Origin of the sequence: Agrobacterium sp. CGMCC 11546 (assembly GCF_013365515.1) — a bacterium.
Classification (GTDB): domain Bacteria; phylum Pseudomonadota; class Alphaproteobacteria; order Rhizobiales; family Rhizobiaceae; genus Agrobacterium; species Agrobacterium fabrum.
This window is the reverse complement of the sequence record NZ_CP047387.1, coordinates 1568934-1580865: the sequence shown is the minus strand read 5'-3', so window position 1 is coordinate 1580865 and position 11932 is coordinate 1568934. Positions and strand designations below refer to the sequence as shown.

The 11932-nt window shown below is 55.5% G+C and carries 15 protein-coding genes; 3 read left to right on the top strand and 12 right to left on the bottom strand.

Features of this window, described 5'->3' with window-relative positions; all coding sequences use genetic code 11:
* Positions 1-10: 10 nt before the first annotated feature.
* The 12 genes from GSF67_RS07920 to GSF67_RS07865 all read right to left on the bottom strand — a co-directional run bounded on the left by GSF67_RS07920 (position 11) and on the right by GSF67_RS07865 (position 9644).
* Positions 11-208 (bottom strand): hypothetical protein, encoded by a 198-nt coding sequence (locus tag GSF67_RS07920; RefSeq protein ID WP_035215867.1) that lies wholly within the window; start codon positions 206-208, stop codon positions 11-13.
* Between the two features lie 9 nt (positions 209-217).
* Complete coding sequence (locus GSF67_RS07915; RefSeq protein WP_006314256.1) at positions 218-1393, bottom strand: helicase HerA-like domain-containing protein; 1176 nt, start codon at positions 1391-1393, stop codon at positions 218-220.
* Entirely contained in the window at positions 1390-1608 is a 219-nt protein-coding gene (locus GSF67_RS07910; protein ID WP_006314257.1) for a hypothetical protein, read from the bottom strand. The genes GSF67_RS07915 and GSF67_RS07910 overlap by 4 nt, the downstream gene beginning before the upstream one ends.
* Positions 1609-1668: 60 nt before the next feature.
* Complete coding sequence (locus tag GSF67_RS07905) at positions 1669-1890, bottom strand: hypothetical protein (protein ID WP_006314258.1); 222 nt, start codon at positions 1888-1890, stop codon at positions 1669-1671.
* A 3-nt stretch (positions 1891-1893) separates the two neighbouring features.
* Positions 1894-2124 (bottom strand): hypothetical protein, encoded by a 231-nt coding sequence (locus GSF67_RS07900; protein ID WP_006314259.1) that lies wholly within the window; start codon positions 2122-2124, stop codon positions 1894-1896.
* A gap of 28 nt (positions 2125-2152) precedes the next feature.
* Positions 2153-2758, bottom strand: a complete 606-nt coding sequence (locus GSF67_RS07895) for a hypothetical protein (protein ID WP_006314260.1) — start codon at positions 2756-2758, stop codon at positions 2153-2155.
* A complete protein-coding gene (locus tag GSF67_RS07890; protein ID WP_006314261.1) occupies positions 2758-4110 on the bottom strand; it encodes a DUF3560 domain-containing protein in 1353 nt (450 codons plus the stop codon). The genes GSF67_RS07895 and GSF67_RS07890 overlap by 1 nt, the downstream gene beginning before the upstream one ends.
* Positions 4111-4138: 28 nt before the next feature.
* Entirely contained in the window at positions 4139-5080 is a 942-nt protein-coding gene (locus GSF67_RS07885; protein ID WP_128822011.1) for a hypothetical protein, read from the bottom strand.
* Positions 5081-5213: 133 nt separating this feature from the next.
* Positions 5214-5813, bottom strand: coding sequence for a hypothetical protein (locus GSF67_RS07880; protein WP_006314263.1), 600 nt, complete (start codon positions 5811-5813; stop codon positions 5214-5216).
* Positions 5814-5826: 13 nt separating this feature from the next.
* On the bottom strand, positions 5827-6015 hold the full coding sequence (locus GSF67_RS07875; protein WP_006314264.1) for a hypothetical protein: 189 nt from the start codon (positions 6013-6015) through the stop codon (positions 5827-5829).
* A 910-nt stretch (positions 6016-6925) separates the two neighbouring features.
* The gene (locus GSF67_RS07870) at positions 6926-9340 is read right to left on the bottom strand and encodes a VapE domain-containing protein (RefSeq protein ID WP_006314265.1); all 2415 of its coding nucleotides are present in this window, start codon (positions 9338-9340) and stop codon (positions 6926-6928) included.
* 19 nt (positions 9341-9359) lie between these two features.
* Positions 9360-9644, bottom strand: a complete 285-nt coding sequence (locus GSF67_RS07865; protein WP_006314266.1) for a hypothetical protein — start codon at positions 9642-9644, stop codon at positions 9360-9362.
* A 168-nt stretch (positions 9645-9812) separates the two neighbouring features.
* Between GSF67_RS07865 and GSF67_RS07860 the strand changes: the two genes are divergently transcribed.
* The 3 genes from GSF67_RS07860 to GSF67_RS07845 all read left to right on the top strand — a co-directional run bounded on the left by GSF67_RS07860 (position 9813) and on the right by GSF67_RS07845 (position 11932).
* Positions 9813-10286, top strand: coding sequence for a hypothetical protein (locus GSF67_RS07860; RefSeq protein WP_006314267.1), 474 nt, complete (start codon positions 9813-9815; stop codon positions 10284-10286).
* Between the two features lie 152 nt (positions 10287-10438).
* Positions 10439-10630 (top strand): hypothetical protein, encoded by a 192-nt coding sequence (locus GSF67_RS07855; protein WP_006314268.1) that lies wholly within the window; start codon positions 10439-10441, stop codon positions 10628-10630.
* A gap of 3 nt (positions 10631-10633) precedes the next feature.
* Positions 10634-11932 carry a DUF2800 domain-containing protein gene (locus GSF67_RS07845; protein ID WP_083815937.1) on the top strand — a complete coding sequence of 433 codons (1299 nt, stop codon included), beginning with the start codon at positions 10634-10636 and terminating at the stop codon, positions 11930-11932.

Sequence of the window (11932 nt, the reverse complement as noted above, 5' to 3'; positions counted from 1 at the left end):
ACCGGTCGATTTAAACATTCGGCGCATTCGCCTCACTGGCGCGGCGGCGTTTCTCGTCTCGAATCAATTTCATTTCGGCATACGTTCGTTCGGTTTGGGCTTTGGCGGCTTCAATCGAGCTAGGCCAAACACTATTTACGTGCCATTTCAAAAGCAGTTCTTCGGCGCGCAATTGGTCGTCTGTCATACCTGAATATTTGTTAGTCATGTCCGTCTCCTAACTCATTACGTTAGCCAGCAAAGCCGCCCCATACAAAGCAATCCCAATCGAGACCGGCATGAAATACCATTTGCCGCGCAAGCGTTCCCATAGGCCTGAATCCGGCTTATAGGACACTTCGCTCGATACCGTCGGCACGGTTGCCGGTTGAACGGCTGGACGCGCCACGCCAACACTATGCAGCGGCTTGGAGCCACGAGACACGGCAACCTTGCAAGCCGGCATAGGCGCGCCGCTGGCGTTCGGCACGGACACAATAGCTTGCCCGGTTCCAAGCCCCGCAATGTCGGCAGCCGTGATATTGCCCGGCATGGTATCGGCTGCCGCCTTCAATGCCTTTTGGTGGACTGAAGTCGAGCCGCGCAACGCGTGCTGGATCCTGGTCGCCAGTTGTCCGCTAATGACGTTCGGCAGGTCAGACGGCGCTTGCGTCACATAAATCAGGCCGACTCCCTTAGATCGAATAAGCCGCGTGATTTGCTCGATACGTTGCACAATGGCAGGGCTTGCGCCGTCGAAAACCAAATGCGCCTCGTCGATCATGACCATAAGACCAGGCGTGCCAGCGTCGCCAATTTCACCTAGGCCGCGATAGAGCGACTCCAGCACATGCGCGACAAACGCGCCATAGAGGCCGGGCAGGCGGGTTAGGTCTGAGACCGCATAAACGGTTATGCCTGCCGTGTCCCTTGGATCATGCCGGGCGCTGCCGAAAGCCCACGCTGCGCCGCGCTCGAGCCGCAACATGGCACGTTGAACGGCAGAAACGGAAACAGGCGATATCAGGCCATAGGAATCGGAAAGGTTCGCCCGCGTGGCGTCGTTCAAGAGCTGTCGCAAGTCCTGCAGCGTGGCGACGGCGCGACCGGTATCTTCAGCCCATGCAAGAGCAATGGCCAATGCGCCCGCTTGCGCTTCGGATAGATTCAAGGCGCGTGCGATCAAGTCCGCCCCCAAATCATCGATGCGCATTTGCGGGTATATCAGAGTCGAGCCTAGCGACTCCAAGTCGCCTTTTGCATCCAGCACCAAAACCGGACACGGGCAGCGTTCCGCGATTGCTCCTAGCGTCGTGGTTTTACCCGTGCCCGTGGCGCCGAAAATGCCGACATGGCGCGACAGATAGCGATAGGGAATCTGTGCGCCCGGTCCGATGGAAAGGGAATAGGTCATTTGCCGAAAGCCATATAGAGCATGGCGAGAAATCCGCCCAAACCAAGACCCGTCACAACTGCAAGGGCAAAACCGTTAAAGGCGAAACGGTCTTTCTGATAATCATTCTTTTCCGCCACGTATGCCGCATGGTTTTTAATCAATGCGATGACAGCGGGAAAACCGATTGCGCCAAACATGGCAGCGACAAAAAGCAAGGGGCCGGTATTAGACATTGGATAACTCCTCTTGAATCCGTCGCAACCGGCTTATTCATACAGCCGGTTGAAAGAGACTCAAGCCGTGGCGTAGTCGCTCATGCTTTGATGAAGGAAAGCGGGCAGGGTGGTTTCATCGCTCGACTCGTCCGCCGCGTCATATTGGTCGCGCCACGTGCTGGCGTCGTCTCCCTGCAGAAAGAATTCCCGCCCGTCGGTTTCATTGACGACGGCATAGGCAAGCCCGTTGCCATATGAGGTGATAGAAAACGCGTCGATTTTCCAAGTTACCTGTTTCATGGCTCAATCCTTATCTTCCCGGTATTCCTGCCGGGCCATATCAAGCGCCATTTCGATTTGAGCGGTCGCACCTTCAGGCGTCATGCCGCATTCGAGCCGCAAGAAGTGCCAGACGTTGCCGATAAGGTCGCGGGCTTGTGCTGCCGGGTCTTCGCTTTGCGAGCGCGTCGCGAATGCGTGAGTTTGAATGCATCCGCTTGCCCATGCCGCCCGTGTAGAATTATTAATATCCATGGCAGAATTCCTCTTTAAACGTGAAATATTAGGCGTAGCGAATGCGAATGATTTTGGTGCTAACCTTGGCCGTGGCGAACGTATCGGACGGCAATGTTTCCAAGGTTTCAGCGTCGGCATGACTGAACGTGACAGGCACAAGCGCAACCAGGGTTGCGGATTCGGAATGCCCGTTTCTGCCCATGAGTGAGACCGCCGCCGCGATATGCTTTCGAACTTGGCTAAAGGGCGGGTTCATGATGATACGCGGGAATTCTACCTTCCCGCACGCATCCGCCGCATATTCGAGAAAGCAGCGGTTGATAACCGGACCGAGTGAGTGAAGACCTTGCGCCAGCTTAATGTGACGTTCAACCATGGTCATTTCAAACCGGCTATGACCGGCCGCATAAAGCGCCCGCACCAATTGCCCGGTTCCCGCGCTCGGTTCCAAGGTCAGATAGTCACCTTGTGGACCTAGATATTCAACCATGCGCGCCGCCACGTCGTCGGGCGTCACGTGGCATTCGGTGGCTGCGTCTACGGCGAGGGGCTCGGGAATGGATCCCGGCTTGATTTCTGCAAAATCGGTTCGGCTTTGAACCGGAACAAACATAGGCTTTGCCGGGCGGGAATAAATTGAAGGCCGCGCCATTACACGGACTCCTTTGACTGCATTTCAGTGTAACTCTCCGGGCGGGCGTGCTCTTTCGAATCTGTCAGAAACACGGCGACCCATGGGCGGGAATAACCCGGACCCTCATGAAAGGGATTGGGGCAAATCTTGAAACGATATTCGCCACAAATCGACGTGCGCGTGCCACGGCAATCTGAACTGATTTTACCGTACTGCGCTTTGGTCATTTCGACCTGTTGGAATTCCCGCAATTCCTTGCCGTTCCACCCGGCATAGCAATAGAATTTCGGTGCCCGGAAATTGAGAATAGGCGGCAGGGCGTCTTTCTTCGCTGGCACTTCATAGCCAACGGAATGCATAAGGTCCCGCCATTCGTCTGCCGTCATTTCGAGCGATGCGCCGTCCGCCAAATGAAGCGGCAAAGCAACTTTGCTTTCAAGCTGGAACGAGTCGCCGTCAACCTTCGTTGCTTGCGGTTTATGGGCGCCATGTTCACGGGCGAACGCCTGAATGATGACCGGCGTAACGTCACCTTCAAAGCGCTGGACGGTGCCTAACAATTCCCGCTCATAGCTCAAACGGTTCAAAATATGTTCGATCCAGCGACGGCGCTTGGCACTGTTAACGACGCGTTCCGCGCCCGCGATGCAGGCGGCGCGGGCTTCCTGCATGGTCCAGCCTTTTTCACGAATGGTGCTGTGAAGGCTGTACGGCGCAAGAGCGCCGGTTTCGAGCACACCCATATCAATGGCGGCCTGAATTTGTAAGTCTTCGGTGATTTTCGCCCAAACCTTCAGGCACAGATTTGCATGGTTGATATCGCGCTGCAGGTCGCGCAATTCGGCCAGCAATGTTTTGATGCGGTTCGCCCGGACTCGCGGGTCGTTTTTCATGTTGGCGTGGCACTCAACGCCTGTAGCGCGATAGAGCCAATAATTGGCAGCCTTGGACGCTTTAACTGCATTCGTCATTGCAGAATGCATCCGCTCTTGCGTCTTACGCGCCTTCCGTTCGGAATGATGACCGACAAGGATAGGCTGCCCCATATAGAACGCTTCTGATAGCTCATTTGCAGCCGCCTGAAATGCGTTTGCCTGTTGCGCCCGCTTGTGAGCGATACCGTCCAGGCGATCCGCCTTCAGTTGCGCGCGCTCGGCAAGCGTCATCTCTTCAGGTTCAATTTCGCCCGCCAGTTCAAGCGCCAAATCTTCCCGGTCTGGCGTCCACTTAGGTGCAACAAAAAGTTCCTGTTTTGGAGCCCACGAAAAACCGGCAGCTTTAACACGTGCATAGGTTTCCGCATCAAGGCGGGTCGACGCGTACAGGCGCAATTTGTTGTCTTCGGGGCTGTAGGTGGCGGAAATTGTCATATCTCGAATTCCTCTTAAAACGTGAAAGTTAGCGCAAAACGACGCGGTCGGCGCCATCGTTGAAAGCAGCCTGAAGGCGTTCGTCGCCCGCCCAGAAATAGAGCGTGTCCGCTTCGCCACTTTTGAGGCGTTCCATGCGCTGGAAAATGGTTTCCCGTTCGCTCAATTCCGCTTTGATGGACGAACGCAGCCGGGCTTTCAGGCTATCGGGCAGGGCGCGCAACGTGGCGCATGCGCCTTTCATGTCGCGGATGGTCTGGCGAACTGACTCACGGATTGCGGCCAAGTCCTGAAGGCAACCGGCATATTGAGAACCGGCCTGCCATGCGGTTTGATATTCGCGTTCCTTTTCAGCTTCCGATTCTGCGAAATCATTCGCGGCGCGTGCGGCTTCTTTCTTTGCCGTCTCATGCGCGGATTCAGCCCAATAACCGGGTTTCAGCATGGCGGGCGTCTGATAACGCTTGCTGATAGTTTCTAGCGCTGTGAACATTTCGTGTTTGAAATTGGACCGGTAAACCGTGGAAAAGTCGACATATGCAGGACCGCCGCAATCTGCCGCGCCGTTATCCTCATTGTCATGTGCGGCCACAAAGCGCGCCTTACCGCCACGGCCGGGCAACTGATACACGCAGCCGCGAATCTTGCCGTCTTGATGCGGGTCTGTGAACCATCCCGTATGACGGATGGAGTCGCTGATAACGTCGCAATATCCGACGAAACGGAGTCCCATTGCGGCGGGATTCTCGATCCACCTGCAACCGCTTTCCGTGCTGCCGTTGGTGACGGGCTTTGCCCATGGGCTGGATGCATACCGGCGTACCGAATTCACAGCGTCACGGCGGGCCTTATCAAGGGCAGCAACTGCAAACGTCGTCGGAATACCCTTAAGCCCGTCACGGGTAGGGTTCCAACGCGAAAGCGCCGTGGCGCGATGATAGCGATACGCCGATAATAATAACTCGTTCATGGTTGAATTCCTCTTTTAAGTTGAAAGTGTGCTTACAGAAAAAGCGGCGCTATGAGCTGGCCGAATTGGAGACCGGCTAACAGAACTGCAGGGAGGGCGACGGGTAATAAAAGCGGGTGGATCATGGCGACACCTAAGCGAAGAATTCAGCCGCCTTGGCAATCTGCCATGCGTCATTCCAGAGGGCCAAATCTGCCGCTTCTTCGGGATTGGTAAGGAATGCCGGTTCCCGCTCGAAAGTGACTTTGAAAGCGTCAAGCATCACCATGTTGGCGTCGCAAAAGTCATGTGTGTGGCAGGCGGCGGAGTCGTTCCGGTTCAATTCCAGAACGGCGCGAAAGTCCGCACGGCTCAATTCCTCTTGCACCTTGCTACCGAATTCGCGGGCAAGGCGGATTTTATCCATGGTGACAACGTCCGTTGCATCCAAAGACGGAATGCGTTTCTGCAGGTCGACACGATCAAGCACAGCCTGCCAATCGTTCGTATCCACCAATGTGAAGAACTCGCCGTCTGCCCGGACCGCTTGCAGAGAGAAACGCGTGGGCGAGTCGGGGAATTCCCGAAGCACTGTATCAGCGTAGTCTACATACACGTGCCATTGCGGCAGCACTTCAAAGGAAGGGCACGTATCATTGTGCCATGAAATATCCTGCCAATCGTCGGGAATGGCGGGCAGGGTGGAAAGGTCAAAGTCGGGGAATTCCCGTGCCAAATTGCTGAAGCGTTCCACGTGGTGCGTCTCCTTATTCAAACTCGGGGAATATGCCGATTGCGGGGCATTCCCGTTCCACAAACCATTTGCGTGCCGTCTCTGCCGCCACCACGTCAAAATCACTGACTGTCATCGGCGCTGTGCTAGATTGGACGCGTTTGAAACCGGGCAGGCGATAGTAGAAATCAGCGCCGTCTTGCTGGACAATCGTCTTTTTCATTCGCCCGTTCTCCGTTTCGATAATTCCAATCTAAACGTGAAATATGCGAAGCGCAAGAGATATTCACATTAAAAGTGAAAGTTAGTCTGTTCGGCCTGGTTTCGTGCAGGCGGATATAATGAGGGCCATTGCTGCCCGCCTTCCTGCTTACATCATCGACGATACATGTTGCTGCGTCTCAATGCGTCCGTGCGTGTGTTGAGCTGGCATCACTGTCTCTATGCGTCTCGTGGCACTGCTACGGGGCAACACGTCTCTATGCGTCTCGATAAGGTGCAAATGGGCTGTATCGCATCATGCGATAGGATCAATTATCGCTAAAAGATAAACTAAAACAATAACATAGTGGCTTTGGGTCCTTCCTGGGGGTGGCCTGCGGGGGGCGGGAGACACCGACCGCGATTCACGCGCAATTTGAAAATTTCGGCAACGAAACGACTTTTGAGGCGTAATACTGTAACGTTTGGCAGAGAAAATGGGATACAATCGAACAGGGAAACGGCTGATACAGTTGGATTTAGACTGTATCGGGCAACTGTATCGGAAATTTCCCTTTAAAATCAATGCTTGATACAGTGAGTCAGTCAATACAGTAGGATTCTATATAGTTGTTTATAGAGAGGTATAAGCAGTGCGGAGCACGAACCAGTGGGAAACGCAAAAAGGGGTAAATAAGGAAAAGATATAGGAATCCGTATGTATTGACTGTATCAACTGTATCGGACGGGATAAGCTACTGATTTTTAATATGTATTTGCGATACAGTTGCCCGATACAGTTGCCTTACCCCCTACTGTATCGGTCGTTTCAGGATGCAATACAGCGTATTTTCGGAGTAAATAGGATACAGCGCATCTCAGCAAAAACCCCGCCGTAGCGGGGTCAAATGCGATACAATCCAAGATCGATCCTAGTCGATTTCGTCAGGTCGCGTATAAACGCGGCATTTTCCGTATTTTTTATTGATCTCCAGACCTGTGACCATGCCCTTTGATCTGTCCCACCCGACGATCTGCATAGCGCGGCCGATCTTGATGGTTTCGGTGTGAGGAACGGAACCGTCTCGCCCCATCATCTCTCGCCATATCTGAGCGATGCAGGTATCTTCGCGGTAAATCTTCGGTAGATCGTCGTCCAGGTCATCGAATTCAGCCCCTAGCGGAGTGTCCAGCCACGCGGCTATTTCGCCAGCCAGTGTCTCTTCAGAAGTCTCGACACGACGGCTTTCCTGCATCTCGTGGGCTATCTGAGCAGCTTCGTCCTGCATGTAGAGCGGCAGGGCTGGTAGATGTGCGTAATCCTTCGACATCTGCTGATAGATCGACACCGCCTCGGCCCAAATCTGCATGACGTTGGCCCGGAATTTCAGATTGTCGATCTGCCTGTCGCCGGGAAGGTTGCAGACGATAGGCCAGAAGCGCCGGCCACCGGTCTGGTCTCGCAGGTACTCGCGGTCGTTGGTCGATCCGATGAAGATGCACTGGCGACCGAACTCTTTCGCGCGCTTCTCCCACGCCAAGCGGGCTTTGTCGTGCGTGCGGCTAACGAATGCCTTCAGGTCGTTGACCTCGGATCGCTGCATGGCGGAAAGCTCACCCAGTTCAAGGATCCATTTGCCCTGCATCACCTCGATCATCTGCTTTGGGTCACCGACATCACCCGTCAGTTCGCCATACCATTGGAGCCCGAGGACTTCGATGAAGGTGGATTTACCCTTGCCCTGAACACCTTCCAGGATCGGGACGAAATCAAACTTGTGACCGGGCTGGAAGATGCGCGCCACGGCGCCGACGAGAGTGAGAAGGGCGGCTTGTCGGTTGTAGGTGTTGTCCTCGCAGCCGAGATAGTCGACGAACATCGTCTCTGCGCGGGGAACCCCGTCCCACTCGACGGACGTGATGACTTCCTTGACCGGGTGAAACGTCCGCTTGTGGGCGGCCATGTCGATCGCGCCGTGTAAATCGCGGTCGGAAACCTTGATGCCGTAGCCTTGAAGCTGCGTTTTTGTCTCGATCAGCGATCTGATGGCGATATCGTGGCTGTCGGTCCAGTTATCACCGTTCAGTTCGTCTTTCACCTTCCAGATCGAACTGTCGAGGTTGACCGGCTCGTAAGCAGCGTCGCGCTTCTTTTTCGCCCGCTTAGGTGCTGCTCGAAGCACCACTTCCTGTGCAAATTCGTTGAAATGGGCGATCCCGCGGACGCGCAGATCGTTTTCGACGATGAGATTGATATTCGGAAGGGTGGTTTTTAACTCGCCTTCCTCGTTGCGATGAAATCGCTGCATCCAGTTGGGGTCGATCTCGTCGACAATCTCCGCTTTCGCGGGAACTGGGGAGGGCGCATCGCCTAAAAGGTCGGAGAGATCAACGACCGGTTTGTCAAAGTCAGTTTCGATGTCGAGATCGAGATCCTGCGACATGCGATTGCTGTTTGCGGCCTGGATCAGCGTGCGGAAGGTGACCGGGTGCGGCTTGCCCTTGAAGGAATTCCACCTGACCTCGGAATATTTACGGTCAAACTTGGCAGATTGCTCGGACCAATCGCACCAGGCCTCGAAGCCTTCATCCTCGCCACGGAACTGGTGATGGAAGGCCATGCCGACGGTCAGCCAGTAATCGCGATCTTCGACCCAGTCTTCCGGCAGGTCGTCGAGGATGGCTTGAATTTCTTCTTCGTCGATGTCGAGTGGGTCGGCGCGGACGATTGCAAAAAGGTCGTCATCGTCAGGCTCGGCAGCCGCTGCGCGGGCGCCGCTGATCTTTGCGACCATCAGTTCTGTGAAATCCAGATCGAGCGGGCGCTCCCACCGATAGGGTTTACCGGTGTCGGGATGGATTGAAGGTGGAATGGCGACTTGGGTTCCGGTTCCCTTGAGGTCGATTTCCCAGTCGTTCTTTTTTACATCACGACCCTTTTTCGGGTCGAATACCATCTCGAAGCCGTCAGACTTCCGCAGCTTTTTGCTGGCGAGAGGCTCGGTCGAGAGAAAGTAGATGTGGCGGCTCTCTCCGCCCGAGCCTGAGATAACCCGAGGCAGGTTTTTCGCTGCCGGCATCATTTCTAACAAGGCTGACCATGCCTCGTTTGCTTTGGCAGGTTTGCGGATATCGAGGTCGATGACATGGAGATATAATCCGTCGATTTTTGACGGTTCTCCGGTTCTCAGGCCGACATTGTTGCCCTGACGATATGAGCCTCGAAGCTGCTCGGCCGAGTAGCGCGGTGCGGTAGACCAATAGTCTTCGATCGGCATCTTGTCGCGAGGTCGCAGCCAATGCAGCGCGGCACCCGCGTCGACGAGAGCGAGGTTTTCGGTGAGCATGGATTACTATCCCGTTCGATCAGGGAATGGGGAGGAACGGAATCAGGTCGGTTTTAGTGAGTCGGTCCTTTTCGTCCGGTCGATCGGCATTGGCTGAAACCTCCAGAAGCGACGAAATTGCCTTCGGAGATAACTTGTTCTCATGGAACCAGCGATAGATCGTGAAACGAGCGTTTTCAGTGGCTTCGCTTAACAGGCGCGTATTCACCTTCCCATCGTGAACGTACTCCGATGGGAGCTTGTCGCGCAGGAGGCTGTAAAGCGCACCTTCGTACAGCTCCTTGGTATTCGTAGGCTGATCCATATTCAAACCCCTAATGAAACATGGTGGCACCTTAGTCGTGCGAATTCAAAATTTCAACATAGGTGAGAAATAATTCCAACAGAGTGTTGCAACTTACGTCGGCTCGTGCCATAAAAATTGAAATTGCACGAGAGAAGTGTAATTCAACGCCGACCCATGGAGACATCAATGAGCTTAGAAGCCGCCGTTACCGAACTGACTTCGTCCATCAACAAGCTGATCAATATTACCCAGGCGCTGCACGATCTCCGCGCCGACGCCATTGAGAAGACCACGGCAGCCGCCGCGACCGGGTCCAAGTCCACGACGAAAGCCGACAAGACTGACAAGACTGCCGCCGACAAGGGTGCAATCAGCGACAATCCTGACAACCGCGTCAATCCGATCGACGCGCTGACCGACGCCGCCAGCGATTACATCGGCGCCAGCGATCGCGAAGAAGAGCGCGCTGCTCGTAAGGAGAAGGTCAAAGCTCTTCTCAATCACGAAAAAATCCGCGATCCCAAGGTTGAAGCCGGCAAGGGCCTATTCAGCACGATCCAGCCCGAAGCCCACGATCTTTTCAAGTCGCAGATCGCGAAGCTCAAGGAAAAGGGCGACATCACGACGCCGAAAAAGGCTGACGACGACCTCCTTGACTGATCCGGCCCCAACGCTCTCCGACTTCGGTCGGGGGCGTTTCGGCGGGAAGCGCAGAGCAGGACTGCAATGTTCTCCTCCTCCCGACAGAGTGGTCCAGGTTCCACCGCCTCCCATCTCTGCGCTTCCTCCCCAAACGCCTTCAGGAGAATGACATGCCTTCCCCGATTATGAAGTATTTCACGTTCGAGCACCTCCGCGACCCCGGTCTCAAGGAAGTCTCTCGTCAGTGCTCGTCGTTGGCGCGTGCGATGGAAGAAGAACTGCCCGACGGCCCGGAAAAATCGGCCGGCCTGCGGCTCCTGTTGCAGGCGAAGGATTGCTTCGTCCGCGCCAAGATGGACTGATCCATGAAGGCGCACGCTCGATTATCACCCTCATCGGCAGATCGGTGGATGACCTGCACGGCCTCGGTCGCGCTGATCGACCACCTGGTTAGCAAGGGAGAGCTGAGCGAAAGTGACCTCGATGAGGATTGCAATGCGCCGGCCGTCGAGGATGAAGATGAGCAGGATTACTCCGCCTATGAAGGCGAGACGCTCGATCTAAACAGGGATTCCACCGCCTATTCGGCGGAAGGAACCGTTATGCATGAGATCAGGGAACACTGCCTTGATCTCGGATGCGATCCGCATCACTTCGTCGGAGCCACGCTGACCGCCGACGGTCATTCGTTCGAGATTGACGACCATATGGCCGATCGTCTGGTTGCCGGCATCGACTGGATCCGCCAGCACACCAGCAATCCGCTGGTTGAGATACGCGTTGACCTGTCACGCTGGCTGCCCGGTCAGTTCGGAACCTGCGACACGGCGTTCCTGTATCGAAAGATGCTCGGGGTCAGCGACTATAAAGATGGGGCAGGGGAGCCGGTTGAGGTTGTCGGCACAAGGCAACTCCGTCTCTACGCCCTCGGCGCTTGGGAACATCTTGGTCGGCCGGAAGTTGAGGATGTCGTTCTCAATATCGACCAGCCTCGCGCGGGCGGGATGAAGTTTTGGGAAATCACGCTCGATGAGCTGCTGGAGTTCGGCGAGGAAGTGAAGCGGGTATTCTCGCGGATCGAGCGCGGCGACGTGGAATTCGTTCCCTCGACAAAGGGCTGCCGCTGGTGCCCCGTGCGCAAGACGAAGCGTGGTTGCGCGGCGCGCAATCAGTGGCTCATGCAGATGTTCGGCAGTGCGCTGCTCGACCCGAGCGAGCCTGAGCCGAAGTTCAAGGACCCTGCGCAGATGCCGCGTGCGCTGCGCTTCTACATCGTCAATCATTCCAAAGCCGCACGTGCCTGGCTTACCGAACTGCACCAGCAGTCGCTTCAGGCGGCGCTGGATGGCGACCCTGATCCCGGTTCCAAGGCGATCGATGGCGGGCTCGGAAATAGGTATTTCACCGCGCCTGCGGAGGCGGAGGCCATTCTGGTCGGCGCGTTGGGGGAGAAGGCTTACAAGCCTAAACAGCTTATCGGGTTCACCGATATCGACAAGCTCATGAAGCCGGGCAAGCGAAAAAAGGGCATGCCCGAACCGTGGGATGCTCTGCAGGAACTGGTCGACCGACCAGACGGGAAACCGAAACTGGTTCCCGTAGACCATCCAAAGCCGGCGTTAGAGGTCACGCCGATTGCGGATCAATTTGACGACCTCGACTAA

What these genes read in the sequence shown, in the direction of transcription:
- GSF67_RS07910 (WP_006314257.1), bottom strand. Translation starts at nt 1,608, where the DNA reads ATGTCTAATACCGGCCCCTTGCTTTTTGTCGCTGCCATGTTTGGCGCA.
- GSF67_RS07915 (WP_006314256.1), bottom strand. Translation starts at nt 1,393, where the DNA reads ATGACCTATTCCCTTTCCATCGGACCGGGCGCACAGATTCCCTATCGC.
- GSF67_RS07920 (WP_035215867.1), bottom strand. Translation starts at nt 208, where the DNA reads ATGACTAACAAATATTCAGGTATGACAGACGACCAATTGCGCGCCGAA.
- GSF67_RS07905 (WP_006314258.1), bottom strand. Translation starts at nt 1,890, where the DNA reads ATGAAACAGGTAACTTGGAAAATCGACGCGTTTTCTATCACCTCATAT.
- GSF67_RS07890 (WP_006314261.1), bottom strand. Translation starts at nt 4,110, where the DNA reads ATGACAATTTCCGCCACCTACAGCCCCGAAGACAACAAATTGCGCCTG.
- GSF67_RS07860 (WP_006314267.1), top strand. Translation starts at nt 9,813, where the DNA reads ATGAGCTTAGAAGCCGCCGTTACCGAACTGACTTCGTCCATCAACAAG.
- GSF67_RS07900 (WP_006314259.1), bottom strand. Translation starts at nt 2,124, where the DNA reads ATGGATATTAATAATTCTACACGGGCGGCATGGGCAAGCGGATGCATT.
- GSF67_RS07845 (WP_083815937.1), top strand. Translation starts at nt 10,634, where the DNA reads ATGAAGGCGCACGCTCGATTATCACCCTCATCGGCAGATCGGTGGATG.
- GSF67_RS07865 (WP_006314266.1), bottom strand. Translation starts at nt 9,644, where the DNA reads ATGGATCAGCCTACGAATACCAAGGAGCTGTACGAAGGTGCGCTTTAC.
- GSF67_RS07895 (WP_006314260.1), bottom strand. Translation starts at nt 2,758, where the DNA reads ATGGCGCGGCCTTCAATTTATTCCCGCCCGGCAAAGCCTATGTTTGTT.
- GSF67_RS07885 (WP_128822011.1), bottom strand. Translation starts at nt 5,080, where the DNA reads ATGAACGAGTTATTATTATCGGCGTATCGCTATCATCGCGCCACGGCG.
- GSF67_RS07875 (WP_006314264.1), bottom strand. Translation starts at nt 6,015, where the DNA reads ATGAAAAAGACGATTGTCCAGCAAGACGGCGCTGATTTCTACTATCGC.
- GSF67_RS07855 (WP_006314268.1), top strand. Translation starts at nt 10,439, where the DNA reads ATGCCTTCCCCGATTATGAAGTATTTCACGTTCGAGCACCTCCGCGAC.
- GSF67_RS07870 (WP_006314265.1), bottom strand. Translation starts at nt 9,340, where the DNA reads ATGCTCACCGAAAACCTCGCTCTCGTCGACGCGGGTGCCGCGCTGCAT.